Annotated in this window: 21 protein-coding genes and 4 pseudogenes; 16 read left to right on the plus strand and 9 right to left on the minus strand. The window is 64.8% G+C overall.

Going from position 1 to position 20,695, the window contains the following annotated elements:
* Positions 1-158: 158 nt before the first annotated feature.
* Positions 159-1,046, minus strand: a complete 888-nt coding sequence (locus LH62_RS26515; protein ID WP_052215119.1) for an AraC family transcriptional regulator — start codon at positions 1,044-1,046, stop codon at positions 159-161.
* A gap of 278 nt (positions 1,047-1,324) precedes the next feature.
* On the opposite strand from LH62_RS26515, the gene LH62_RS30730 reads away from it, so the two are divergent.
* From LH62_RS30730 to LH62_RS29775, 5 genes and pseudogenes are all read left to right on the plus strand, one after another.
* Positions 1,325-1,567 carry a hypothetical protein gene (locus LH62_RS30730; RefSeq protein ID WP_144404729.1) on the plus strand — a complete coding sequence of 81 codons (243 nt, stop codon included), beginning with the start codon at positions 1,325-1,327 and terminating at the stop codon, positions 1,565-1,567.
* A gap of 115 nt (positions 1,568-1,682) precedes the next feature.
* On the plus strand, positions 1,683-1,871 hold the full coding sequence (locus tag LH62_RS30735) for a hypothetical protein (protein ID WP_144404730.1): 189 nt from the start codon (positions 1,683-1,685) through the stop codon (positions 1,869-1,871).
* A 358-nt stretch (positions 1,872-2,229) separates the two neighbouring features.
* Positions 2,230-2,643 carry a DoxX family protein gene (locus LH62_RS26525; protein WP_043367207.1) on the plus strand — a complete coding sequence of 138 codons (414 nt, stop codon included), beginning with the start codon at positions 2,230-2,232 and terminating at the stop codon, positions 2,641-2,643.
* Positions 2,644-2,776: 133 nt separating this feature from the next.
* Positions 2,777-2,950, plus strand: a pseudogene (locus LH62_RS30740) (integrase core domain-containing protein); the annotation flags it as partial.
* Positions 2,951-3,052: 102 nt separating this feature from the next.
* Positions 3,053-3,607: a papain-like cysteine protease family protein gene (locus tag LH62_RS29775; protein ID WP_082012960.1), complete on the plus strand. Its 555-nt coding sequence runs from the start codon at positions 3,053-3,055 to the stop codon at positions 3,605-3,607.
* A 43-nt stretch (positions 3,608-3,650) separates the two neighbouring features.
* On the opposite strand, the gene LH62_RS26530 is transcribed toward LH62_RS29775, so the two are convergent.
* Entirely contained in the window at positions 3,651-4,493 is an 843-nt protein-coding gene (locus tag LH62_RS26530) for an IS5 family transposase (RefSeq protein ID WP_052215121.1), read from the minus strand.
* Positions 4,494-4,821: 328 nt separating this feature from the next.
* On the opposite strand from LH62_RS26530, the gene LH62_RS26535 reads away from it, so the two are divergent.
* The gene (locus tag LH62_RS26535) at positions 4,822-5,580 is read left to right on the plus strand and encodes an IS5 family transposase (protein ID WP_144404731.1); all 759 of its coding nucleotides are present in this window, start codon (positions 4,822-4,824) and stop codon (positions 5,578-5,580) included.
* Positions 5,581-5,824: 244 nt separating this feature from the next.
* Here the strand turns inward: LH62_RS26535 and LH62_RS26540 are convergent, their stop codons facing one another.
* From LH62_RS26540 to LH62_RS26550, 3 genes are read right to left on the minus strand one after another with little or no spacing between them, the layout of a single operon-like run.
* Positions 5,825-6,601, minus strand: a complete 777-nt coding sequence (locus LH62_RS26540; RefSeq protein WP_052215122.1) for a hypothetical protein — start codon at positions 6,599-6,601, stop codon at positions 5,825-5,827.
* Positions 6,598-7,512 carry an ABC transporter substrate-binding protein gene (locus LH62_RS28780; protein WP_052215123.1) on the minus strand — a complete coding sequence of 305 codons (915 nt, stop codon included), beginning with the start codon at positions 7,510-7,512 and terminating at the stop codon, positions 6,598-6,600. The genes LH62_RS26540 and LH62_RS28780 overlap by 4 nt, the downstream gene beginning before the upstream one ends.
* On the minus strand, positions 7,512-8,831 hold the full coding sequence (locus tag LH62_RS26550; protein ID WP_043367208.1) for an MFS transporter: 1,320 nt from the start codon (positions 8,829-8,831) through the stop codon (positions 7,512-7,514). Before LH62_RS26550 ends, LH62_RS28780 begins: the two co-directional genes overlap by 1 nt.
* Before the next feature lie 187 nt (positions 8,832-9,018).
* On the opposite strand from LH62_RS26550, the gene LH62_RS26555 reads away from it, so the two are divergent.
* Both LH62_RS26555 and LH62_RS26560 read left to right on the plus strand, forming a co-directional pair.
* A complete protein-coding gene (locus LH62_RS26555) occupies positions 9,019-10,050 on the plus strand; it encodes a uroporphyrinogen decarboxylase family protein (RefSeq protein ID WP_043367209.1) in 1,032 nt (343 codons plus the stop codon).
* A 129-nt stretch (positions 10,051-10,179) separates the two neighbouring features.
* Positions 10,180-11,301 carry an MFS transporter gene (locus LH62_RS26560; protein ID WP_201445674.1) on the plus strand — a complete coding sequence of 374 codons (1,122 nt, stop codon included), beginning with the start codon at positions 10,180-10,182 and terminating at the stop codon, positions 11,299-11,301.
* A 2-nt stretch (positions 11,302-11,303) separates the two neighbouring features.
* On the opposite strand, the gene LH62_RS26565 is transcribed toward LH62_RS26560, so the two are convergent.
* Both LH62_RS26565 and LH62_RS31340 read right to left on the minus strand, forming a co-directional pair.
* A complete protein-coding gene (locus tag LH62_RS26565) occupies positions 11,304-11,651 on the minus strand; it encodes a hypothetical protein (RefSeq protein WP_043367210.1) in 348 nt (115 codons plus the stop codon).
* Positions 11,652-11,657: 6 nt separating this feature from the next.
* The gene (locus tag LH62_RS31340; RefSeq protein ID WP_160299908.1) at positions 11,658-11,810 is read right to left on the minus strand and encodes a hypothetical protein; all 153 of its coding nucleotides are present in this window, start codon (positions 11,808-11,810) and stop codon (positions 11,658-11,660) included.
* Positions 11,811-12,361: 551 nt separating this feature from the next.
* Between LH62_RS31340 and LH62_RS28785 the strand changes: the two are divergent.
* The 4 genes and pseudogenes from LH62_RS28785 to LH62_RS32225 all read left to right on the plus strand — a co-directional run.
* Positions 12,362-13,327, plus strand: a pseudogene (locus LH62_RS28785) (IS5 family transposase).
* A gap of 326 nt (positions 13,328-13,653) precedes the next feature.
* The gene (locus LH62_RS26585; protein ID WP_043367215.1) at positions 13,654-14,370 is read left to right on the plus strand and encodes an IS6 family transposase; all 717 of its coding nucleotides are present in this window, start codon (positions 13,654-13,656) and stop codon (positions 14,368-14,370) included.
* 269 nt (positions 14,371-14,639) lie between these two features.
* Positions 14,640-14,960 carry a hypothetical protein gene (locus LH62_RS26590; protein ID WP_043367216.1) on the plus strand — a complete coding sequence of 107 codons (321 nt, stop codon included), beginning with the start codon at positions 14,640-14,642 and terminating at the stop codon, positions 14,958-14,960.
* 824 nt (positions 14,961-15,784) lie between these two features.
* Positions 15,785-15,997 (plus strand): annotated as a pseudogene (locus LH62_RS32225) (transposase); the annotation flags it as partial.
* A 117-nt stretch (positions 15,998-16,114) separates the two neighbouring features.
* Here the strand turns inward: LH62_RS32225 and LH62_RS26595 are convergent.
* On the minus strand, positions 16,115-16,831 hold the full coding sequence (locus tag LH62_RS26595; protein WP_043367215.1) for an IS6 family transposase: 717 nt from the start codon (positions 16,829-16,831) through the stop codon (positions 16,115-16,117).
* Between the two features lie 69 nt (positions 16,832-16,900).
* Here LH62_RS26595 and LH62_RS30745 point away from each other — a divergent pair, with 69 nt between their 5' ends.
* Positions 16,901-17,311, plus strand: coding sequence for a hypothetical protein (locus LH62_RS30745; RefSeq protein ID WP_144404732.1), 411 nt, complete (start codon positions 16,901-16,903; stop codon positions 17,309-17,311).
* Positions 17,312-17,330: 19 nt separating this feature from the next.
* Here LH62_RS30745 and LH62_RS29785 read toward each other — a convergent pair.
* Positions 17,331-18,169 (minus strand): IS5 family transposase gene (locus LH62_RS29785; protein WP_144404448.1). Its coding sequence is split into 2 segments (ribosomal slippage): positions 17,331-17,782 and positions 17,782-18,169, totalling 840 coding nucleotides; the frame shifts between segments, so codons are not numbered across the junction.
* A 129-nt stretch (positions 18,170-18,298) separates the two neighbouring features.
* On the opposite strand from LH62_RS29785, the gene LH62_RS29790 reads away from it, so the two are divergent.
* The 3 genes and pseudogenes from LH62_RS29790 to tnpC form a co-directional block, all read left to right on the plus strand.
* Positions 18,299-18,439 carry a transposase gene (locus LH62_RS29790; protein ID WP_082012962.1) on the plus strand — a complete coding sequence of 47 codons (141 nt, stop codon included), beginning with the start codon at positions 18,299-18,301 and terminating at the stop codon, positions 18,437-18,439.
* A 254-nt stretch (positions 18,440-18,693) separates the two neighbouring features.
* Positions 18,694-19,041, plus strand: coding sequence for an IS66 family insertion sequence element accessory protein TnpB (tnpB, locus tag LH62_RS29795; protein ID WP_082012963.1), 348 nt, complete (start codon positions 18,694-18,696; stop codon positions 19,039-19,041).
* Between the two features lie 60 nt (positions 19,042-19,101).
* Positions 19,102-20,548: pseudogene (gene tnpC, locus LH62_RS26615) on the plus strand (IS66 family transposase); the annotation flags it as partial.
* Positions 20,549-20,695: the final 147 nt, after the last annotated feature.

Genomic DNA, 20,695 nt, shown 5'->3' on the forward strand with positions numbered 1-20,695 from the left:
AGGTGGGTAGCAGGCCTAACCATCCAATCGCCGCAACGGCCGCTCCGTGTCCATCGTGGACCCTATGAGCGGTTGCCGCTGTTCTCGGGAGCGGACTTTACGTCGTCGTGTCCTTCGAGCCGGATTTCAGAAGTTCGCCCGATGCACCGTCCCGCTACTCACCTTTCCCGTTTCAACCGCCGCCACGCGCCCGGGGTGGAACCCATGGACTGACGAAACACTCGAGTGAAATGACTTTGGTCAGCAAACCCGCTGCGCTGGGCGATCTCGGCGAGCGGAAGCGACTGGTCGAGCAGCAACCCCCTGGCATGGTTGACCCGGCATGACTGGAGCCAAGTGTGCGGGGTGGTTCCCGTAGCCACCTTGAAGGCCCGGGAGAAGTACGAGACGGAGAGGCCGCAGGTGTCTGCAACGTCATGAAGCGAGACGTCGTTCGTGGGATCGGACGCAAGCATGTCCTGAGCGCGCTTGAGCTGCCAAGGCGCGAGACCTCCGGGGCGGGTCTCCCGTGGCCGCATCGCACCGTAAGTTGCCGCGATGTGCGAGGCCAGCGCGAGCACGACGTGATCGAGATAGGCCTGCGCCACCTGGTTCGGATCGTCTACGACCGGCGCGAGCAACGTGGAGAGCTGCTGCGCGATCAGGTCGCCAGACGTCCATTCCTTCCCTGTGGAAAAGCTCGTCACCGGCGGCGCGCCGGCTTCTGCGGCGAGGTCGTCGAGCGCGGGGCGCGGCAGGTGGACGTGGAGGCTGTCGACTTCCGCGCTCAGGAGCGCCCGCGTTTCGCGGCGCAGATCGAGAATCGCCAATGCGCCTCGCCCGACCTGCGGAGCTGGCAGGTGCTGGCCATCCACCCAGAGATCATGCGGCGCATGCTCCTTGAGCTGCACGATGAGTAGATGTGCATCCTGTGCCGGGGCCGTCGCAAGCGCCTGCCTCGAGCCGTCGAGGCGATGCCGGAACACGCCGATGCGCGCGTGTCGGGTCGCCGTGCTGATGGGACAGCGCGCTCGTGACGAGCCGTCAAAGAGAAGCTGCTGCTGCATTTCCGAAGGCCCCCTCATGGGCTCCGCGCTCCACGGACACCGTTTCTGATGGTCTCGATTGTCCGCCGTCAAGCGCAGACCGCCGCTAGTTGAGGCCAGCGGCCACGCTGCGCAAGGCTCAGCAGTGCGCGCCGGGCGAAACAGGAGAAACAAGGCGCTTCTATATAATCGATGCGATATCGGATCAATATTTCTGCTCCCTCCGCTCGGCCCAACGCCGACAACCGCACCATTGACGCGCGTAGCCATACGCCAGCCCCGAGTTCAGGACAGCCGCAATGACACTTGTTTTCACCAATTATCCCCCGCGCCCCATGCGAAGCCCGCTCCGTCCGAGCCTGGGCAAACTCGTCGCGGGTCTGCTCTGGCGCGGCTGGACCGTTTGGGAGCGCCGCCACCAGATCGCGCGCGGTGCAGCCAAACTTGCCCGGTTGGAGGATCGCATGCTGCACAACGTTGATCTGACTCACCTCGACGTCGTCCGCATCAGATCGAACACCTTCGGTCACCCCGCAGACTGATCCCGTCTCGGTGGTTTTCGACGATCTACGGCGTGACACGTCAAGCGCCGCATCCCCCACCACGCTAAAATCCTCCCCTTAACGCGCCGTCCATGGCGCAGATCAGGAGTTCCCCGTGACCACGATGGCCTACTCACACGCTTTCTTTCGAGATCCGGCGGCCCATCGCTGGCTTTCGCCCTTCCCCGGCGAGCTCGTTGCTCACTACGTCAACGGCCAGCAGACCGCGCAGAACTTCTCCTGCGCCGAGGATGTAATCGAGCCCGGGTTCGGCCAGCCGGCTCCATATCCATCACACGATTGAGAAACTGCTCTACGTTCTCGAGGCGAGATTATCCTCACCCTTGAGGAGTGACGCTTCCGCAGCGGCCCGGGCGGAGTGCTGTTCATCCCGCGGGGCAGCACCCACGCCTTCCGCAACTTTGGGAACCGGCCGGCCCGGATGCTTGGTGTTTTCAGCCCGAGCGCCATGGATGGGTTCTTCGGCGCGATGGAGGGCCAACCGCCGTCAGTGTTGCCCGAGGTCGCACGGCGTTACAGCATCGAGTTTGTGGGTCCAATGATCGAGGCGGAACCAGCGTAACGCATTCTCCAGCCCCGGTTCGCCTTTGAGCGCCGACGTACGACACCGACTTTTCCTCTCTCAACTAAAGAGCTTTACAATGACAAACCGTAGCGCCGAGCGTATCGGCCGTGCCCTCGTGCTTCTTGTGTCAACCTTCCTTATAACGGACGGGTTCATCCAGATTGCCTCGCCGCCCTTCCTTGTTACTGCGCTGACCCATATCGGCTTTCCGCCGCAGGCGGGCCCAGCCATCGCAGTTGTCACTTTGACCTGCGCCCTGCTCCTCGCTGCTCGCGTCACGGCGCCGTTCGGGGCACTGCTCACGACGGCCTTCCTTGGCGGCGCGATCTGCGCGCATGTCCGCATCGGGGAGATAGGCTCACCGCCGCAGCTCCTCTGCCTTATCCTCGGCGCGGCGCTATGGGGCGGGCTCGTACTGTCCGATTATCGTGTCCGTGCGCTGCTGGCGCCACGCCGAGGTGTCGACGGCTACTGGTCTGCAGAAGTCTGACGGACTACGATTCCACCTGCACCGGATGGTCGACCACGACGCACGCTTGGAGACAATGCGCCTGCACAACGCCCTGTAAGGTCTGTGGTGTCAGACATTCATGTCCTGCCGGGTTACGGGCAGGTTGGCGCGAAGCCTGACAGAATCCCTCATCGAGCAGTGGCGACGGCACTACAATACCGTCCGCCCACACTCCTCGCTCCGCTACCGACCGCCAGCGCCAGAGGTCGTCCTGACAGAAACTCCGCCGTCTCCAGGTGGTCCACCATCCCCCAACTCAGGCCAAGCCGCCACCATGCTCCACTAAAAATCTGCCTGGACCGCTCCGGAGGACTGGTCATTTGATTTTCCGGTTTGGTAAAGCCTTAGCGTTCCGTATTGCAATTGTCGCTTCTCATGGAGATCCGCAATGTATCTCGACGTACCGTTTGTTTCGCAGCTTAATTTCGGAAAAGATAACATCCAGATGGATCCGACCGGCTGCTGGTACGCTAGCGCCTGCATGGTGAACTACTCCTTCGAGACCGGACCAAGGCTCGGAGTGCCAGCGCTCCACAGCAGGCCGATAAACCATGCAAACGGCACTCCCGGCCTCGGACACTGGCCAATGGATTTCGGATGGCTCCCTACGTTCATGCAGAACGAGAAACTGATGAGGCTAGAAGGTGGTTTTCCACAAGTAGCTGTTACCGTGCTTGTTACGCTAAAAAAATACGGCCCGCTGATCGTGTACTGGGAAAAGACGAACGCACAAGGTAAATCCTACGGGCACGCTTCTGTGCTGATCGGCATTGATAGCGGCACCCTCATTATCCACGATCCTGAGAACGCCCCGCGCAGCCGCATCCCACTTGAGGATTTTTTGCCGATGAATAGGAAGATGGCAGGCGATAAAGATCAGTGGTGGCCCGTGCTCCGCCGAGACGCGCCAGAATTTACATCCGGTGCCAGATCCTTAGTTTAGAGACCCATTAGTTCTATTAGCGCCTTAGACCCCGTTTGTGAAGTCATGGTGCAGGTAGCCGCCTGCGATTGGGATGGGCGAGGCGGTGCAACATCAGGCGGATCGCGGCCAGTGTGACCATGGCCTCAGCGACCTCGGGCAACGCCTCGTAGTCCTTGGACAGCCGCCGCCAACGGCCGAACCAGCCGAGCGATCTCTCGATCACCCAACGGCGCGGCTGCACGACGAAGCCGATGCTGCCTGCGGCGCGGCGGACGATGATCAGCACGAGACCCGCCAGAAAGCAGGCGAGCAGGGCAGCAAGGCGATTGTAGATGCTGTCGGCGAACACGACCCGGAGCCAGGCATAGAGTGGCTTCACGCGCTTCAGTAGATCGCCGAGACCGTCGGCATCCTGGATGTCGGCCGCGTGCACGAGGATGCCGAGCAGCAGCCCGTCCGTGTCCACCGCGATGTGACGCTTGCGCCCTTTCAGGCGCTTGGCGGCATCCCAGCCGCGTGGACCACCGCTCTCCGTGGTCTTTACGCTCTGGGTGTCGACGATCGCCGCCGTGGGGCTCGCCTCTCGCCCAGCGCCTTCGCGCAGCATGACGACGAAGTGGTGGCGAATGCTCTCCCACACACCGCCATGTAGGAAAGCGCGCATGTAACCATAAACCGTGCGCCACGGCGGGAAGGCCGGAGGAGGAGGCAGGTGCCGCCACTGGCAGCCGGTGCGCACGACGTAGAAGAGGCCGTCCAGCAGGTTCCGAATGTCTGTCGTGCGCGGCCGCCCACCGGGCTTGGCGGGCGGCATCAGCGGCTCAAGCAACCGGAACTGCTCATCTGTCATGGCTTGGCCGGAGCCGAAATCTCCAACCAGCACGCGATCAGCGGGCGTCCACATGGCGGTCCCCAGGCAGGAGACCGCTTGCAACGCCGTCCGAGAGGCCAGGATCAGCCCGTCAGGCCGGTGCCCTCACCACTTTGCAAACGGGGTCTTAGAGTCTGAACGCGAAATAAGCCGGGCGCTTCGGGGCGGCTTCGATACGTAGGGCAGTGCGTCGGCATCGCCTCACCATGTTGGGCCGATGTCTCGCACTAGCCTACGCAGCAATGTCGACCTGCCTCCGCCTTCGGCTCGCCGTGTTCCCCGACCCAGCCGTGGCGACGGCTGGAACGCCCTGGCCGACATCGAAGTCTTCGTCTTCGCGGTCGAGGCGGAACTGGAGGCCATGGATCGCGAGCGGGTCGGCGTGCATCGCCGCGGCCGTAAGCCGGACCTGACGCTGCGGCGGCGCCTGATCGGGCTGATCTGGACCCTGACCTTCGGCGGCCTGCAGTGGCGCATCGCCGGCTGGCTCTCTGGTGTTCCCTTCACCACCCTGCACAGCAGCTTCGCGCGCTGGACCCGCCTGGGCCTGTGGCGACGGCTGGGCCAACGTCTCGCGCTCGATTGGCGACTGGCCTGCGGCGACGAGGTGCTGCCCTCGGCGGTGGTGGCCGACAGCCGCTCCCTGCGGTCAGCCCCGACCGCCTGGGTACGCGGCATCGATGGTGGCAAGCTGGTCAAAGGCGTGAAGCTGTTCGCGGTCTGCGACAAGCATGGATCGCTGCTCGATCTCGAACTGCAGCCGGCCAACACAGACGACCGCGCGGGCGTTCTGCCGATGCTGCCGCGGCTGGCCGCGCTCGGCTTCGAAGGTGACCTACTCGGCGATAGTGGCTTCAAAGGCGCGCCCTTCGCCGCGGCAGCGCTCGAGCATGACATCCATGTCTCGGTCTCGCCCGGCGGCACGCGCGACGGGCGCTTCCTGCCGAACGGGATCAGATGGGTTGTGGAGCGGTTGTTCGCCTGGCTCAGCCGCTACCGCAGGCTCAATATCGTGTACGACCGCGCCGCGGATCTCTTTGCCGGGCACATCTGGATTGCGATGATCTCCATCATCGCACGCCGTCTCGTCGCCCAAACCCAGGCGCAGCAAGGAGTTTAATCGCGTACAGCTTCTAAGACCCGCGCGGCGCAAATTAGCAATGCCTGCTCAGTTTTTCTATCGCAGAAAAGCTGATTCCAACAATCAGACGCGCAACAAGTTCAAGCACGTCAGTTCGGCAAAAAGCTAATCCACCTTCGGACCACTTTCGCCGTGTCACCTTGATCGCCGACTATCGAAGACTAAAAAGGACATACCAACAAATCTGTTAGCTTAAACCTCACTCTCTGCGCCTGCCTTATGCTTAAGGGAGCCGTCTGACAGACCGGAGGTCCAAGACCTGCTCTAGCAGCTCACCCCAGCCTGGGATGGGCTGAGACATGCCAGCACTGCGCAAGGCATGCCAGACCATCACCTGGTTGCTGGTCAGCACTGGATGTCCCAACTCTGCTTCCAGCGGGGCGATCAACTCCGCTGTGCGTAGTGCGGTACAGCTCAGGAAATACCCGTCTGCCTGGGCATCGCGGTGATTCAGCACCCAGTCGCGCAGGGCTTCAGGCGACAGCCGCGCCATCTCGTCATTGGTGTCGATATCAAGAAAGGCGTCCCGCACCACGGACAACCCGAGCTGCTCGACGAAGGTGATCTCCCGCTGATGCACCGATGCGATGTAGGGGGAGAGCAGCACCAGCCGCCGCCAGCCCAATCCAGCGAAGGCGGCTGCCAGAGCATCAGATGTCACCATGCCGGGAATACCAGTCTTCGCCTCGATCCGCCGGCGGATCTCCGGGCCGGATTGCGGGGAGAAGGTGGTCACCGCCGTGCAGTGAAAGACGATGCGGTCGACCCGCGCATCCGCCAGGAGCTCGGCGGCCGCCTCCACCCCCTCCATCATGCGCATCAGCTCCGCCTCCGAGCTGCCGCGCAAGGCCAGACGGGTAAAGAGCGGCAAGACGCCTGCCGGCAGCATGGCACGGATCTGCGGCTCGGCGATCACGTTGCCAGAGGGCACGATGAAGCCGAGCCGCAGCGCATCGCCGTAGTCGATGGAGTATGGCGAGCGTACCACGGCCCTGCTCACGCTGCGCCCCGCAGGCTCTCCTGCGCCTCCCGCAGATAGGCACGATTGATATAGTCGGCGGCGTGGGTGCGGGTGCGGCTCGGCAAGGCGCGGATCAGCCCGCTGATGTCGATCAGCGCCTGCACGGCAGCATCCGAGGCGTCGCCATCACGCGGAAAAATCTCGTCCTGCACGTACTCGTCCCAGGCGCGGCCGGCGTAGTGGCGCTCGACGCCGGTCTCGGCCATGGCGATCGCCGTGCAGCCCTCCTTGTTGGCGTAGAACCATGCATGGGCGCGCAGGAAGGCCTTCAGGAAGCGCACCACCAGCTCGTGATTGGCAGAAGCCCAGGGCGCGAGCGTGTGCAGGGAGGTGAACTGGAAGTCCGGAAAATCCGTCCTTGGGTCAGCCAGGATACGATAACCCTGGTCCGCCGCAATGTAGTTCAGCGGCGCGCCCTGCAATCCGGCATCGATCTCGCCGCTCTGCAACTTCTCCCAACGTGCCAGGATCGGCCCGCAGGCCGTGATTTGATAATCAGCCGGGTAATGCAGCCCATGAGCTTCGAAAAGCTTCATGACGAGCGAGGAGCTCCCCGCCTCTAGGGACGAGACGCCCACGACCTTGCCGCGCATGTCCTGGAAGGTGCGAATGCTCTTCCCCGCCATGAGCGAGAAAGGCAGACGGTTGACATTACCGCCGATGATTTCGCTGCTTCCCCCCTTCTCCGCATCGAGCACCACATGCTCGGTGATGCCGTAGGCAAGCTGTACCCGGCCGTCTGCGAGACGATTAGTAACCTCATCCACACCTTCATGCAGTTCCACCGCAAGGTCGATCCCCTCCGCGGCAAACATGCCCTCATGCACCCCGATCCAGAGGGGCATGTTGAAGTAGTTGCGGGAGACGGCGGCAAATTTGATCGGTGTCATCAGAGGACGTTCCCTGCGGCATCTTTCAGGTTAGGGGGGGTGGCTGCTTCGGCAGGGACCACGTCCGGCGCCGTTCCGATTGGCTGATGCGTTAGGGTCAACGCGGTGATCACGCCAATCAGCAGCAACACTCCCGCCACAATGAAAGCGCCAGCATAGCCGACCGACGACCCGACGATGGCGCCGGTGGCGATGGGCGCGGCGATGCCGAAGCTGTTGCCGCCGAAGATCAGCATGCTCGTGGCCGCCCCCGCCTGAGACCCATCAGCCAGCAGGTCACTGGTCAAGGCGATGTTCATCCCCATGGCGGTGGAGACGCAGGTGAGGGAAACGCTGAAGAGAATCAGGATCAGCCAAATGTCGTTGACGAGGGGCGTGAGCAGGATGACGGAGGAGACCAGAAGCGCGGTAGCGATCAGCTTGCGTCGGCCGCCCGCAGCGGTATTGCTACGCCGCAGGAGCTTGTCGCTGAAGACGCCCAGCAGCAGGCCGAGCGGCACGGCTGCCGCGTAAGGCACCGCGGCGAAGGCGCCGCTCTTGATGACGTCAAGCCCACGGGTGTCGGCCAGGTAGGTCGGCAGCCAAGTCATGAACAGGTAGAGCGTGTATCCAGCGCAACCCTGGGTCAGTGCCACACCCCACATGGAGCGACTGCGCAGGAGCGTAGCGACCTTGGCCGTGCTATTGGCATGCTTCGCCACCTCGCCTCGTTCCGCCAGGATCTTCGCGCGCTCGTCCGCTCCCAGCCAGCTAGCCCGTTCAGGCGTGCGGTACAGTGCAAACCACGCAACTGCCAACACCACGCCGGCCGCGCCGGTGACGTAGAACGACTCGCGCCAGCCATAGGCGGCCACCAGCCAGCCTACCGCCGGTGCGCCGATGGCCAATCCGAAATAGGCGCCTGAGTTCAGCAGCGCCGCCGCCATGCCACGCTCTGACCTGGGAGCCCATTCTCGGATGACGCGGCCTCCTGCAGGGTAGCTCGCGGCCTCGCCCACGCCAAGGGCCAGCCGACTGGCGAAGAGGCCGGGATAGGTAGTGGCAACGCCCGTCAGCACGCCGGCAACCGACCAGACGAAGAGGCTGCCGGCGGTAACGCCGCGGGCTCCGAAGCGATCCACCACCATGCCCATCGGAACCAAGCAGACCAGATAGGTCCAGAGGAAGGAGGAGAACATCATCCCCATCTGGAAGGGTGAGAGGTCGTAGGCGGCTGCGATCGGCCGTGCTGCAACCGAGAGGTTGATGCGATCGATGTAACAAAGCGCCATTATCAGGAAGATGCCGGCATAGACCCAGTAGCGCCGATGCTGCGCCATGACATGTTCCTCCGGCAGCCCCTGCGACTCGGCGGGGACCTGTTAAGACTTCGTTGCCGCGGGTGTGGCGGGCCACCGGCATGGCGTCAAGCTTGCGGCGTTGACAGCGAAGCATGCCTCGGCAAAGCCTCCTGATAGATGAAGGCGAGGGGTGGGCATGAGGCCTTCCGCGCCGTGGAGGCCCAAGATGCATAAGCTACTGCCCACATCGTTGGTGGGGTCCTATCCGCAGCCGGATTGGCTGATTGATCGCGACAAGCTCGCCGGTCGGTTCCCACCAAGGGTCCGAGCGAAGGAGCTATGGCGTGTTTCGCCTGAGCACCTCGATCAGGCACAGGACGACGCAACCATTCTTGCGATCCGTGCGCAGGAGGACGCTGGACTCGATATCATCACTGATGGGGAAATGCGCCGCGAGAGCTACTCGAACCGCTTCGCCACTGCATTGGACGGCGTAGATCTTGATAATCCAGGAAGCGCATTAGACCGCAGCGGCCACCCCAACCCGGTGCCGCGTGTCGTGGGTCGCATTCGCCGGCGTCATCCGGTGGAGGTCCGCGATGTGCAGTTCCTGCGCGCGAATACGGACCGGATGATCAAGATCACCGTGCCCGGCCCTTTCACCATGGCGCAGCAGGCACAGAACGACTTCTACAAGTCTGAAGAGGAGATGGCGATGGATTACGCGGAGGCGGTGAATGCCGAGATCCGCGATCTCTTCACCGCCGGCGCCGACGTGGTGCAGATCGACGAGCCCTACATGCAGGCACGGCCAGAGAAAGCACGTGAGTACGGACTACGGGTGGTTAATCGGGCCCTGGAGGGGATCGAAGGCCGTACGGCGCTACACATTTGCTTCGGTTACGCCGCAGTGATTCATGCCCGCCCGGCCGGGTATTCCTTTCTGCCGGAACTATGCAACTGCCATGTGCGGCAGATCTCCATCGAGACGGCTCAGAGCTCGCTCGACACCTCGGTGTTAGAGAAGTTGCGCGGAAAGACGATCATCCTGGGCGTCCTTGACCTGTCCGACATGGCTGTGGAAACCCCGGACACTGTTGCGGGACGCATCCGGCGGGCATTACCCCATGTGGACGCGGACAAGGTGATTGTGGCGCCAGACTGCGGCCTGAAGTACCTGCCACGCGACGTCGCGCTTGGCAAAATGAGGGCCATGGTGGAAGGCGCGGCGATGGTGCGAAGTGAGCTGGACGGCTAACTTTAGGTGTGGAAGGCCAGGCGCTATCGGTGGAGACAGCCGCCTGGCGCCGTCGCTTCTGGCCATCGATTGCCGCTGCTAAATGCGACAGGTGAGCCAAAGGCCCTGCCGCGCTACCTGCTACTGTTCGTGCTGATATTCCTCGGCTGGGGCGTGCTGAGTCCCTTCCTGCCGGCGGTGCTGACGCTGCAGGGTGCCACGCCGGTCGAGGTCGGGCTGTTGCTCGGGATGGGGACGGCACTGCGGCTATTGGCCATGCCGGTGGCGGGTGTGATAGCCGACCGCACCGGCACCCCACGGGAGGTATTGGCCGTGGCCCTGCTCGGCGCGGCGTTGTCCGTGATCTGCTATGGCCGGGCGCAGGGTGGCATCATGTTGGTGCTTGTCGGCGTGGCCCATGCGTTGGCAACCGCGCCGGTCGCGCCGTTGCCCGATGCTCTGGCGGTGCGCGCAGCAGCCGAGCCGCGGCGGCGACTGGACTACGGGGTGGTGCGGGGCGCCGGGGCAGCGGCCTTCATCCTGGCCAGTACGGCAGCGGGGTGGGCGGTGACCGCAGCGGGGTCGCCGCTCGTCGTGGTTTGGCTCAATGCGGGGTTCTTCACTCTGGCAGCTGGGTCAGCTCTGCTGTTGCCGCGGCCCGCAGCGCCACGGCAGGAGGGGGCGCCTGGATCCGGGCCGGTGCTGGCACTGCTGCGCCTTACGGCCTTTTGTCGACTTGTGTTGGTCTCGGGGTTGATCCAGGGCAGCCACGCCTTCTATGCCGGCTTCGCCGTGCTGGGCTGGCAAGCGGCTGGGATCGGGCCGGGCAGCATCGGCCTGCTCTGGTCCCTGTCGGTCACGGCCGAGGTCGTTGTGTTCTTCCTGCTGGGCCGGCGGCTGGTGGCTTGGCTGGGGGTGGGTGGAACCTGTGGTCTGGCGGCGGCGGCCGGCGTTCTGCGTTGGTCGCTCATCGCGCTGGACGTCCCGGTGGCGGTGCTGGTGGCGATGCAGGCACTGCACGGTCTGACCTTCGCTGCGCAGCACATGGCGGCGATGGCCATGCTGGCGCGGCTGGTGCCGGATCGCCTGGGCGGCACGGCCCAAGCACTGCTGGCCTCCCTGGGGACCGGCCTCTTCACCGCGTTGCTTCTACTCGTCTCGGGTGTTTTGTACGACCAAGCCGGGCTGGCGGGCTTCTGGGCCATGGCCGCGCTCTGCGCCCTGGCGCTTCCGCTCGCCATGCGGCTTGAGGCAGCAAGACCAGGACGCTGATGCTATCCTCGTATCGGTGGATTAAGGCGGGCTGAGGTGGTGGTGAGACCGGCGACCAGCAGCGCCTGCCACCAGCCTGCAGGGCTCGTCGCCATCCCCTGACGGAACGCGTCCGCCAAGGCCTCCGCCATCCATGTCGCCGCCAGCGCTCCAAGATCCACCGCGCCCAACCCATTCGCCACCAAAGCGGCGACCATCGCCTTGGCCTTGGCATCGTCGCCGACAAGGAACACTTGTGCCCCCGACGCCTGAACCCGGCCGGGCTCCTCCCGCAGCAGCCGCATCACTACGGTGTCGAACGACCGTGTTGCAGGGATCAGCGGCCTGGGCGGACTGCCCCCTTCCTGCATCTCGGATCAAGCAACACGAACGTATTCCGGGCGTCCAAGGTCGAGCATTCGATTCGGCACGTTGAAGGCGATGGCCACCTCCGCCGTCTGGCGCCCATCCGTTTGCGAACATAGCCCCTTGCCGATGACGCGCTTCCAGCGCGAAATATCGGACTTCACCAGGGCACGCCAACTGTACCTCGATGCCCGCTGCCAACCCATGCGGCCGCGTTCTGCGATACATCGGAGGGGCTCATCCCGCTGGGTCGGCGTGGTCTCGGCCACCGCACTTGGCACCGCGCTTGAGCGTGGCGGGACGACCACGGTCGCGTCAGGATGACGTGCCGCGATCTCGGTATATGATCTTCCCCCCTGACTGGGATCCGGCCTGGATGAGAGAGTTGGCCTCTTTGGAAGGAGGCAGGGATGCCGAGGAAGCGTCACACGGCGGAGCAGATCATCGGGCTACCGCTGCATTCGACCCGAAACGGACTTTCGGGCGGGCTGCCCTAGCCCCGCGTCCACCTCAAGAGGCCGGAAGCGCCAATGAGGGTTTTGGCGCTTCTACGCTGAGCGCAGCGATGCAGGCCTCGCGTACTGCCCAAGCCGCGTCCAATCCGAAGGAGGAGCGGTCTGTAGCCTGAAGCCACTTTGTTGCATCGGTCGCCGGCCTGGATGGCTTCGGGTAGGGTGAGGCTGGGGCCCGTCCCCTCCAACCTGAAGGGCCCCACTTGCCATTCAAGACGAACGCCGATCGCCGGCACCACATCCCCAAGCAGCGCCACAAGGTGACGAACTGGGCGGCGTATGATGCCGGCCTGCGCGCCCGCGGCAGTCTGACCGTGTGGTTCTCCGAGGCGGCGGTCGAGGGCTGGCGCGCCGAAGCGCGTACCGGTCGGGGCGGCCAGCCGAAGTACTCGGCCCTGGCGATCGCAACCGCCTTGACGCTGCGGGCCGTGTTCCGCCTAGCGTTGCGCCAAACTGAGGGCCTGATTGGCTCCATCTTGCAGTTGCTCGGCCTCGATCTCGCGGTGCCGGACCATTCGACCCTGAGCCGCCGGGCCGAGGCGCTGGAAGTGGCGCGGCCGCGTTGCGGCGGCGAGCCAGTGCACCTGTTGGTGGACAGCACCGGGCTGCGGCTGTGCGGGCCCGGCGGCTGGCTGGAGGAGAAGCACGGCACCAAGCGGCGCCGGGCTTAGCGGGTGCTCCACCTCGCCACCGACGCCGATACCGGCGAAATCGTCGCCTCAGTGCTGACCGACCGGGATGCCGACGATGGCTCCCAGGTCGGTCCCTTGCTCGACCAGGTGGATGGGCCGGTGGCAGCCTTGACCGGCGACGGCGCCTACGACCGCGACGATGTCTATGCCCAGGTCGGGGCACGGCATCCCGAGGCGGCCGTCATCGTGCCGCCGCGCGCCAACGCAGTGCCGAGTGCAGCCGCGGAGACTGCACCGACGCGGCGCGATGCGCATCTGCGATGTATTGCCCAGCGCGGCAGGATGGGCTGGCAGCGGGCGTCGGGTTACGGCTGGCGCGCCTTGGTGGAGCCTGACATCTCGCGCTGGAAGCGGGTCGTCGGCGAAGGGCTGCGCTTTCAGACAGACGGGCGCCAAGCGACCGAAGTGGCGATCGCGGGGAACATGCTGAACCGAATGCTGGACCTCGGACGCCCGGAGTACGTCCGGACCGCATGACCTGGAATCGAGTGGAGCTCAATGTGCCTAATCCGCCGACCCATGCAACAGAGTTCCCTGATGATGGAATCAGCGCTCTGATGTTGCTGCCTCGAGCCGCAGGGCGAGCGGAAGCGCCAGGGCGCAGAGCGCTGCCATGACCCAGAAGCCGGCCTGCCCGACCTGGTCATACAAAGCCCCCGAGGCGAGCAGCAAGACCGCGGTGCAGAGGCCAGTCCCTAGGGAAGCCAGCAGCGCTTGGGCAGTGCCGCCCAAGCGGTCCGGCGCCGGCACCGTCAGGTTGAGCGGGGCTTGGCTGGCCGGGTTCGGTCCGGTAGACGGCCGGAATGAGCCCGCCAGCCATCAAGTCCCTATATGCCGGCTATCGCTTCCCGGCCGAGGTCATCAGCCAGGCGGTGTGGCTGTATTTCCGCTTCCCACTCAGCCTGCGCATGGTCGAGGAGATGTTGGCAGCGCGCGGCATCGTGGTCAGCCACGAGACGGTGCGGCAGTGGGCGCTCAAGTTCGGCCGGGAGTTCGCCTGTCGCATCCGGCGGCGGCTGCCCCGTGCCGGAGACAAGTGGCACCTTGACGAGGTAGCGGCCAAGATCGCTGGGGTGCAGCACTGGCTCTGGCGTGCCGTGGACCAAACCGGGGTGGTGCTCGACGTGCTGGTGCAGAGCCGACGCGACAAGCGTTCCGCCAAGCGCCTGCTGCGCAAGCTGCTGAAGCGGCAATGTCGGGCGCCACGCGTCATGGTCACTGACAAGCTCCCAAGCTACGGGGCAGCCAAACGGGAGGTGATGCCTGGGGTCGAGCATCGCCAGCACAAGGGCCTTAATAACCGGGCCGAGAATTCACATCAGCCGACGCGACGACGAGAACGGCAGATGAAGCGCTTCAAGTCGCCTCGGCAAGCACAGCGCTTCCTCTCCACGCACGACCAGATCGCCAACCTCTTCCGTCTCCGCCGCGACCATGTCTCCGCCGTCCAGTATCGTGCCGCAAGGGCGCGGGCGTTTGAGGTGTGGGCGGGTATCAGCGGGGTCGCCGCCGCGGCCTGAACTCTGTTGTGCGTCGCCTTCGGCATGCCAGCGCGGCGGCAAAGGCCGGCAAGTTGACGGTGCCATCTGGTCGCTGCAGCAGTGGAAGAGGACAACCCCCATCATCACTGCAGCCTGTGCCTCCCCTGATCCGTGCACAAGCCTCATAAAGCTCTGAACCATCAGCTTGCGGTTTGGACAAACCTTGGGGAGTTCGACGCGAACGCAGCTTTTCCGGCACTGGGCAGTCTCGTACCGTTACGCCATCATGTGCGAACCGAGCAGAACCCATGCTTGATCAGACAGCGGACCGCTTCGGCGAGGATCTGGGCGCCTGGGATGGCGCATGCATTCCCATCAAGCATTGGCATTTCCACCGCCGCATTTTCGAGCGGTACCGGATGGTTCTTCCGCCCGGCGCCTTCTCGAAAATGCTTCGACGCCTGCAGGCTGGCCCAAGCAAGGACGCCTTGCGGATCGGTCGGAACATCCTCACTGGGCGGGAGGTCTGGGGCGTATACGTTCCTGACGGCCTAGCAGAGCGGCTTCTCTACATCGTCTGGCTCCCACGTCAGAACGCCATCATCACTGCGCTCCCGCAATCGGCCTAGCGCTATGCGCGGTTCCAGCGGGCAAGGAAGGATTGGCAAGAGCACCGGCGGAGCCGCCGCCTGCCAGTGCCTATTCCCAACCCAGGCTTTCCAGCCCTGCTTCGGCGGATGGTGCGGACGATCCGGCCGCGAGATCCAGATGCGTTTCGGTCGGGAACAGCGCCCCGCGTCGACGACATCTTTCCTGCGCCTTTTGCGAAGCACCGTGTGCCGTTCTTGACCCTCGAGATCATCGTGGAACGTGATGAGGAGGACTCCCGGCCGGTTCCTCGTGGTTGGAACGCGGCGCGGCTTCGTAGAACCGTTTTCTATCTAAAAGCGGTTATGTTCCGGCCCTTCTTCACGCGGGGATGGCGCCAGGACTGATAGAAGATGGTGAACCGCAATGCCGACAGCCAATCCCATGCTGTGATTTGAATTCAACATGGTGCTGGACGGCACATCGCATCTCGGCAAACTGTGGAGAGCTTTGGCATTGGGGCGAATTCCATGACGCATGATGCATCTGGCGGAGGTGCTGCCGGTCGTGCCCATCTGCGCGAAGAAGAGCAGGTTCGGCTTGAGTTCAAAGCGGCCAGTTACGGGGTCTGGATTGGCCTTGCGGGGCTACTTGGAAGACGCTGGGATAGCCAGGCTCTCGCCCACAGGGCGGCTTCGGGGAAGGTTAGCGAACTGAGACCCCGTTTGCAAAGTGGTGAGGGCACCGGCCTGACGGGCTGATCCTGGCCTCTCGGACGGCGTTGCAAGCGGTCTCCTGCCTGGGGACCGCCATGTGGACGCCCGCTGATCGCGTGCTGGTTGGAGATTTCGGCTCCGGCCAAGCCATGACAGATGAGCAGTTCCGGTTGCTTGAGCCGCTGATGCCGCCCGCCAAGCCCGGTGGGCGGCCGCGCACGACAGACATTCGGAACCTGCTGGACGGCCTCTTCTACGTCGTGCGCACCGGCTGCCAGTGGCGGCACCTGCCTCCTCCTCCGGCCTTCCCGCCGTGGCGCACGGTTTATGGTTACATGCGCGCTTTCCTACATGGCGGTGTGTGGGAGAGCATTCGCCACCACTTCGTCGTCATGCTGCGCGAAGGCGCTGGGCGGGCACCGTCAACTTGCCGGCCTTTGCCGCCGCGCTGGCATGCCGAAGGCGACGCACAACAGAGTTCAGGCCGCGGCGGCGACCCCGCTGATACCCGCCCACACCTCAAACGCCCGCGCCCTTGCGGCACGATACTGGACGGCGGAGACATGGTCGCGGCGGAGACGGAAGAGGTTGGCGATCTGGTCGTGCGTGGAGAGGAAGCGCTGTGCTTGCCGAGGCGACTTGAAGCGCTTCATCTGCCGTTCTCGTCGTCGCGTCGGCTGATGTGAATTCTCGGCCCGGTTATTAAGGCCCTTGTGCTGGCGATGCTCGACCCCAGGCATCACCTCCCGTTTGGCTGCCCCGTAGCTTGGGAGCTTGTCAGTGACCATGACGCGTGGCGCCCGACATTGCCGCTTCAGCAGCTTGCGCAGCAGGCGCTTGGCGGAACGCTTGTCGCGTCGGCTCTGCACCAGCACGTCGAGCACCACCCCGGTTTGGTCCACGGCACGCCAGAGCCAGTGCTGCACCCCAGCGATCTTGGCCGCTACCTCGTCAAGGTGCCACTTGTCTCCGGCACGGGGCAGCCGCCGCCGGATGCGACAGGCGAACTCCCGGCCGAACTTGAGCGCCCACTGCCGCACCGTCTCGTGGCTGACCACGATGCCGCGCGCTGCCAACATCTCCTCGACCATGCGCAGGCTGAGTGGGAAGCGGAAATACAGCCACACCGCCTGGCTGATGACCTCGGCCGGGAAGCGATAGCCGGCATATAGGGACTTGATGGCTGGCGGGCTCATTCCGGCCGTCTACCGGACCGAACCCGGCCAGCCAAGCCCCGCTCAACCTGACGGTGCCGACCAGATGGCATGATCACGACCCCCGAAGCGGTTCAAGGCGTTCTCCGGTCCTGGCTGGCGATCGAGGTATTGACGCCTCAGATCACCAAGAATGGCTGGAGCGGTATTGCCGCCGAGAAGCAAGGACAGCAGCGCAATCGGCGCCTGGCGGACTACGACGATCCCGGGCGGTGGGAAGCGCCAAGCGACGATGATGCCACACCCTGGCCGCTCTTGACCGAGCGGTCGCTGAAGGATGAGGCACAAGCCTCCCTCCTCCCCGAGCAGGTTACTCTGAATCTCGACCAGCCCCGGCCCTGGTACTCTGTGGTGCTCGGCGCGTTGCCCGCTCGGCAAGCCCTGGAACATCTGGGTGCAACCTTCTCAGAGTATGCATCCGCCGAGGGACGCCTACCGGAACTGCCCGTGACCTGCCTTTGATCTTAGAGTCCGTCCGGGATCATGTGGTTTTCTGACATAGCCTTCGGAGCATGCGACGGACGGAAGCCCAGCGCAGGAAGGCAAGCGCGCGACGGTTCAGGCACTCCCAATCCTTGGCCAATCGTCGGCAGCGATTGAGCCAGGCGATGGAGCGCTCGACAATCCACCGCTTCGGCAGCACGACGAACTTGCGCAACTCGGACCGCTTGACGATCTCGAGGTTGATCTGGCGACAAGTCGTGCGCAGTCCGGCCTGGAAGTTGGCGCCCTGGTACCCGCCGTCGGCGTAGAGCTTCAGCAGGAAGGGGTAGAGGCCGAACAGCGAGCCCATCAGCAGCACGCCACCATCGCGGTCCTGGATGTCGGCGGCGTGGATGATGGCCTGCATCAGCAGACCTTGGGTGTCGACCAGGACGTGCCGCTTCTTGCCTTTGATCTTCTTGCCCGCGTCGTAGCCCGAGGGGTCGATGCAGCGCCCCCTTTTTCCGCACTCTTCACGCTCTGGCTATCGATGATTGCCGCCGTCGGGCTGGCCTCGCGTCCAGCCTGCTCCCGGCACAGCACGTAGAGCGCGTAGTGGATGCGGTCGAGCGTCCGGTCCTCATCCCAGCGCCGGAGGTAGTCGTTCACCGTGCTCCGCGGCGGCAGGTCTTTCGGCAGCGCCGCCCATTGGCAGCCGGTGCTCAGGATGTACATCACCCCATTCAGCACCGCGCGCACGTCGATCGTCCGCTTGTTGCCGCCGCCCTTCGCACCCGGGATCAAAGGGCTGATCATCGACCACTCCTCGTCGGTCAGATCACTCGGGTAGCGGAGCTTGCTGCGGTCGTATTTCGGCCGGTTCTCGGGTGTCCACATGCACGCTCTTCTTCCGGCCATCGCCGTTAAGAGCCAATCACAACCGATTCAGATCATTCAATCTGTTCCCGGATGGACACTTACGGACGTTCTTTGGAGCGCCAGTAAGGGCAAGCGGTGGGGTGCGGGATGGAGATCATCACCGGGGTAGAACGCCGCCGGCCGTGGCGGGCTGAGGAGAAGTTGCGGATCCTGGCCGAGCTGAACCAGCCCGGGGTCAAGCTCAGTGAGGTTGCCCGTCGGCATGATGTGAGCCGCGGCCTGCTCTAGCAGTGGCGAGATGCGCATCGGCGCGGCAGGTTGGTGGCCGAGGTACCGGGCTTCCTGCCGCTGCAGATCGTGCCGGAGATGGCCGCGCCGGCGCTGCGGGGTGGGTCGGGTCCGCCACCCTGTGCTAATCCTCCCGCGGTGGAGGACGCGGCGGGTGAGCGGGTCGAGATTGTGCTACCGGACGGGACTGCGGTGCGCGTTGCGGCGACGATCAGCGCGGCGAGTTTACGCCGCCTGCTGGCGGCGCTACGCGCATGATCCCGACGCCGTCTGGTGTTCGGGTGTGGCTGGCGGTTGGCCACACGGACATGCGCCGCGGGATGCACTCCCTGGCGCTACAGGTGCAGCAGACGCTCGGCCGTGATCCGCATTGCGGCGATCTCTACGTCTTTCGCGGGCGCAGGGCGGACATGGTCAAGATCGTCTGGCACGATGGGCTTGGCATGTCGCTATATGCCAAGAAGTTGGAGAAAGGACGCTTCATCTGGCCTTCGCCAGCGGACGGCTGTCTGCAAATCTCAGGTTCCCAACTCGCTTATATGCTCGACGGAATAGACTGGAGAAACCCAGTAAGAACCTACAGACCGGAGCTGGCGGGATAGTGTACAGCGCTACTGCATCAGCGCTACCTGCTGTGCGAGTGTTGTGATTCCATCTCCGGCGTGACAGCCGCGCCGAACACCCTGCCCGACGACATCGATGCGCTGCGCGCCGCGCTTGCGGCCGAGCAGCTGGCGCGGCGCGAGGCTGAGGCGCGCGCCTCCGGCGCCGAGGCGATGGTGGCCCATCTCAAGCTGCTGATCGCCCGGCTCAAGCGTGACAAGTACGGCGCCTCCTCCGAGCGCGGCCGCAAGCTGATCGATCAGCTGGAGCTCGAGCTCGGCGAGTTGGTGTCGGCCGCCAGCGAGGATGCCGCCCAGGCAGAGAAGGCCGCCGACCAGCAGGGCCGCACCCGCCGCCCCGACAGCCCGCCTCGCGGCCAGCCGGTTCGCGCGCCCCTGCCGGCCCATCTGCCGCGCGAGCGGGTCGTGGTGCCGTCGCCGACCGCCTGCCCCTGCTGCGGCGGCAAACTGTCCAAGCTGGGCGAGGATGTGACGGAGACGCTCGAGGTCGAGCCAATCCGGTGGAGGGTCATCCAGACCGTGCGGGAGAAGTTCTCCTGCCGCAGCTGCGAGACCATCACCCAGCCACCAGCACCCTTCCACCCTATCGCCTGCGGCCGCGCCGGGCCGAACCTGCTGGCCATGATTTTGGAAGCCAAGTTCGGCCAGCACCTGCCGCTGAACCGCCAGAGTGACACCTATGCCCGCCAGGGTATCGAGCTGAGCGTCTCGACCATCGCCGACTGGGTCGGCGCCTGCACCGCCAACCTGGCCCCGCTCAATGCCATGATCGACGAGCATGTGCAGGCCGCCGAGCGGCTGCACGGTGACGACACCACCGTCCCGGTGCTGGCCCGGGGCAAGACCATCACCGGCCGGGTTTGGACCTATGTCCGCGACGACCGACCCTTTGGCGGGCCGGCACCTCCGGCGGCCATGTTCCGCTACTCGCGGGACCGAACGGCTGAGCATCCCAACCGGCACCTGGCCGGCTATGCCGGTATCCTGCAGGCCGATGCCTATGCCGGGTACAACGCGCTCTACGAGGCCGATCGACAACCCGGGCCGATCACCGAGGCTACATGCTGGGCGCATAGCAGGCGCAAACTATTCGAGTTGGCCGAGCTGTCGCGGGCGCCGCTGGCCATCGAGGCGGTGCGGCGGATCGACGCCATCTTTGACGCCGAGCGCGCGATCAACGGGTTTGCCCCCCGAGACGCGCCTGGCCGTCCGCCGGCAGCACGTCGCACCGCTGGTCACCGAGCTCGAAGGCTGGATGCGTGAGAGCCGCGGCAAGCTGTCCCGGCACGCGCCGGTCGCCAAGGCCATGGACTACATGCTGGTGCGGTGGGAGGCGTTCGCCCGGTTTCTCGGCGACGGCCGGATTTGCCTCACCAACAACGCGGCCGAACGGGCGCTGAGGGGTATAGCTCTCGGGAGAAAGGCGTGGCTATTCGCCGGCAGCGACCGCGGCGGTGACCGAGCTGCCGCCATGCTCTCGCTCATCCGAAGTGTCGCCAGTCGCCGTCTAGCCATGTCCCAGCATGGCTGCGGTCGCCTTGGCCCGCAAACGATGCAACAGAACCCCGCCAACCGCCGCCGTCTGCTTTACCACCGCCGCGCCACCACTGCGCTCGGTATCCTAGAAGCGGCG

This window comes from Belnapia sp. F-4-1, from assembly GCF_000802185.1.
GTDB lineage: Bacteria > Pseudomonadota > Alphaproteobacteria > Acetobacterales > Acetobacteraceae > Belnapia.

Bases quoted from the DNA above. Each gene is read 5' to 3' on its own strand.
- LH62_RS26515 (WP_052215119.1), bottom strand. From the start codon at position 1,046: ATGCAGCAGCAGCTTCTCTTTGACGGCTCGTCACGAGCGCGCTGTCCC.
- LH62_RS30730 (WP_144404729.1), top strand. From the start codon at position 1,325: ATGACACTTGTTTTCACCAATTATCCCCCGCGCCCCATGCGAAGCCCG.
- LH62_RS26525 (WP_043367207.1), top strand. From the start codon at position 2,230: ATGACAAACCGTAGCGCCGAGCGTATCGGCCGTGCCCTCGTGCTTCTT.
- LH62_RS29775 (WP_082012960.1), top strand. From the start codon at position 3,053: ATGTATCTCGACGTACCGTTTGTTTCGCAGCTTAATTTCGGAAAAGAT.
- LH62_RS26530 (WP_052215121.1), bottom strand. From the start codon at position 4,493: ATGTGGACGCCCGCTGATCGCGTGCTGGTTGGAGATTTCGGCTCCGGC.
- LH62_RS26535 (WP_144404731.1), top strand. From the start codon at position 4,822: ATGGATCGCGAGCGGGTCGGCGTGCATCGCCGCGGCCGTAAGCCGGAC.
- LH62_RS28780 (WP_052215123.1), bottom strand. From the start codon at position 7,512: ATGACACCGATCAAATTTGCCGCCGTCTCCCGCAACTACTTCAACATG.
- LH62_RS26550 (WP_043367208.1), bottom strand. From the start codon at position 8,831: ATGGCGCAGCATCGGCGCTACTGGGTCTATGCCGGCATCTTCCTGATA.
- LH62_RS26555 (WP_043367209.1), top strand. From the start codon at position 9,019: ATGCATAAGCTACTGCCCACATCGTTGGTGGGGTCCTATCCGCAGCCG.
- LH62_RS26565 (WP_043367210.1), bottom strand. From the start codon at position 11,651: ATGCAGGAAGGGGGCAGTCCGCCCAGGCCGCTGATCCCTGCAACACGG.
- LH62_RS26585 (WP_043367215.1), top strand. From the start codon at position 13,654: ATGAGCCCGCCAGCCATCAAGTCCCTATATGCCGGCTATCGCTTCCCG.
- LH62_RS26590 (WP_043367216.1), top strand. From the start codon at position 14,640: ATGCTTGATCAGACAGCGGACCGCTTCGGCGAGGATCTGGGCGCCTGG.
- LH62_RS26595 (WP_043367215.1), bottom strand. From the start codon at position 16,831: ATGAGCCCGCCAGCCATCAAGTCCCTATATGCCGGCTATCGCTTCCCG.
- LH62_RS30745 (WP_144404732.1), top strand. From the start codon at position 16,901: ATGATCACGACCCCCGAAGCGGTTCAAGGCGTTCTCCGGTCCTGGCTG.
- LH62_RS29790 (WP_082012962.1), top strand. From the start codon at position 18,299: ATGGAGATCATCACCGGGGTAGAACGCCGCCGGCCGTGGCGGGCTGAG.
- tnpB (WP_082012963.1), top strand. From the start codon at position 18,694: ATGATCCCGACGCCGTCTGGTGTTCGGGTGTGGCTGGCGGTTGGCCAC.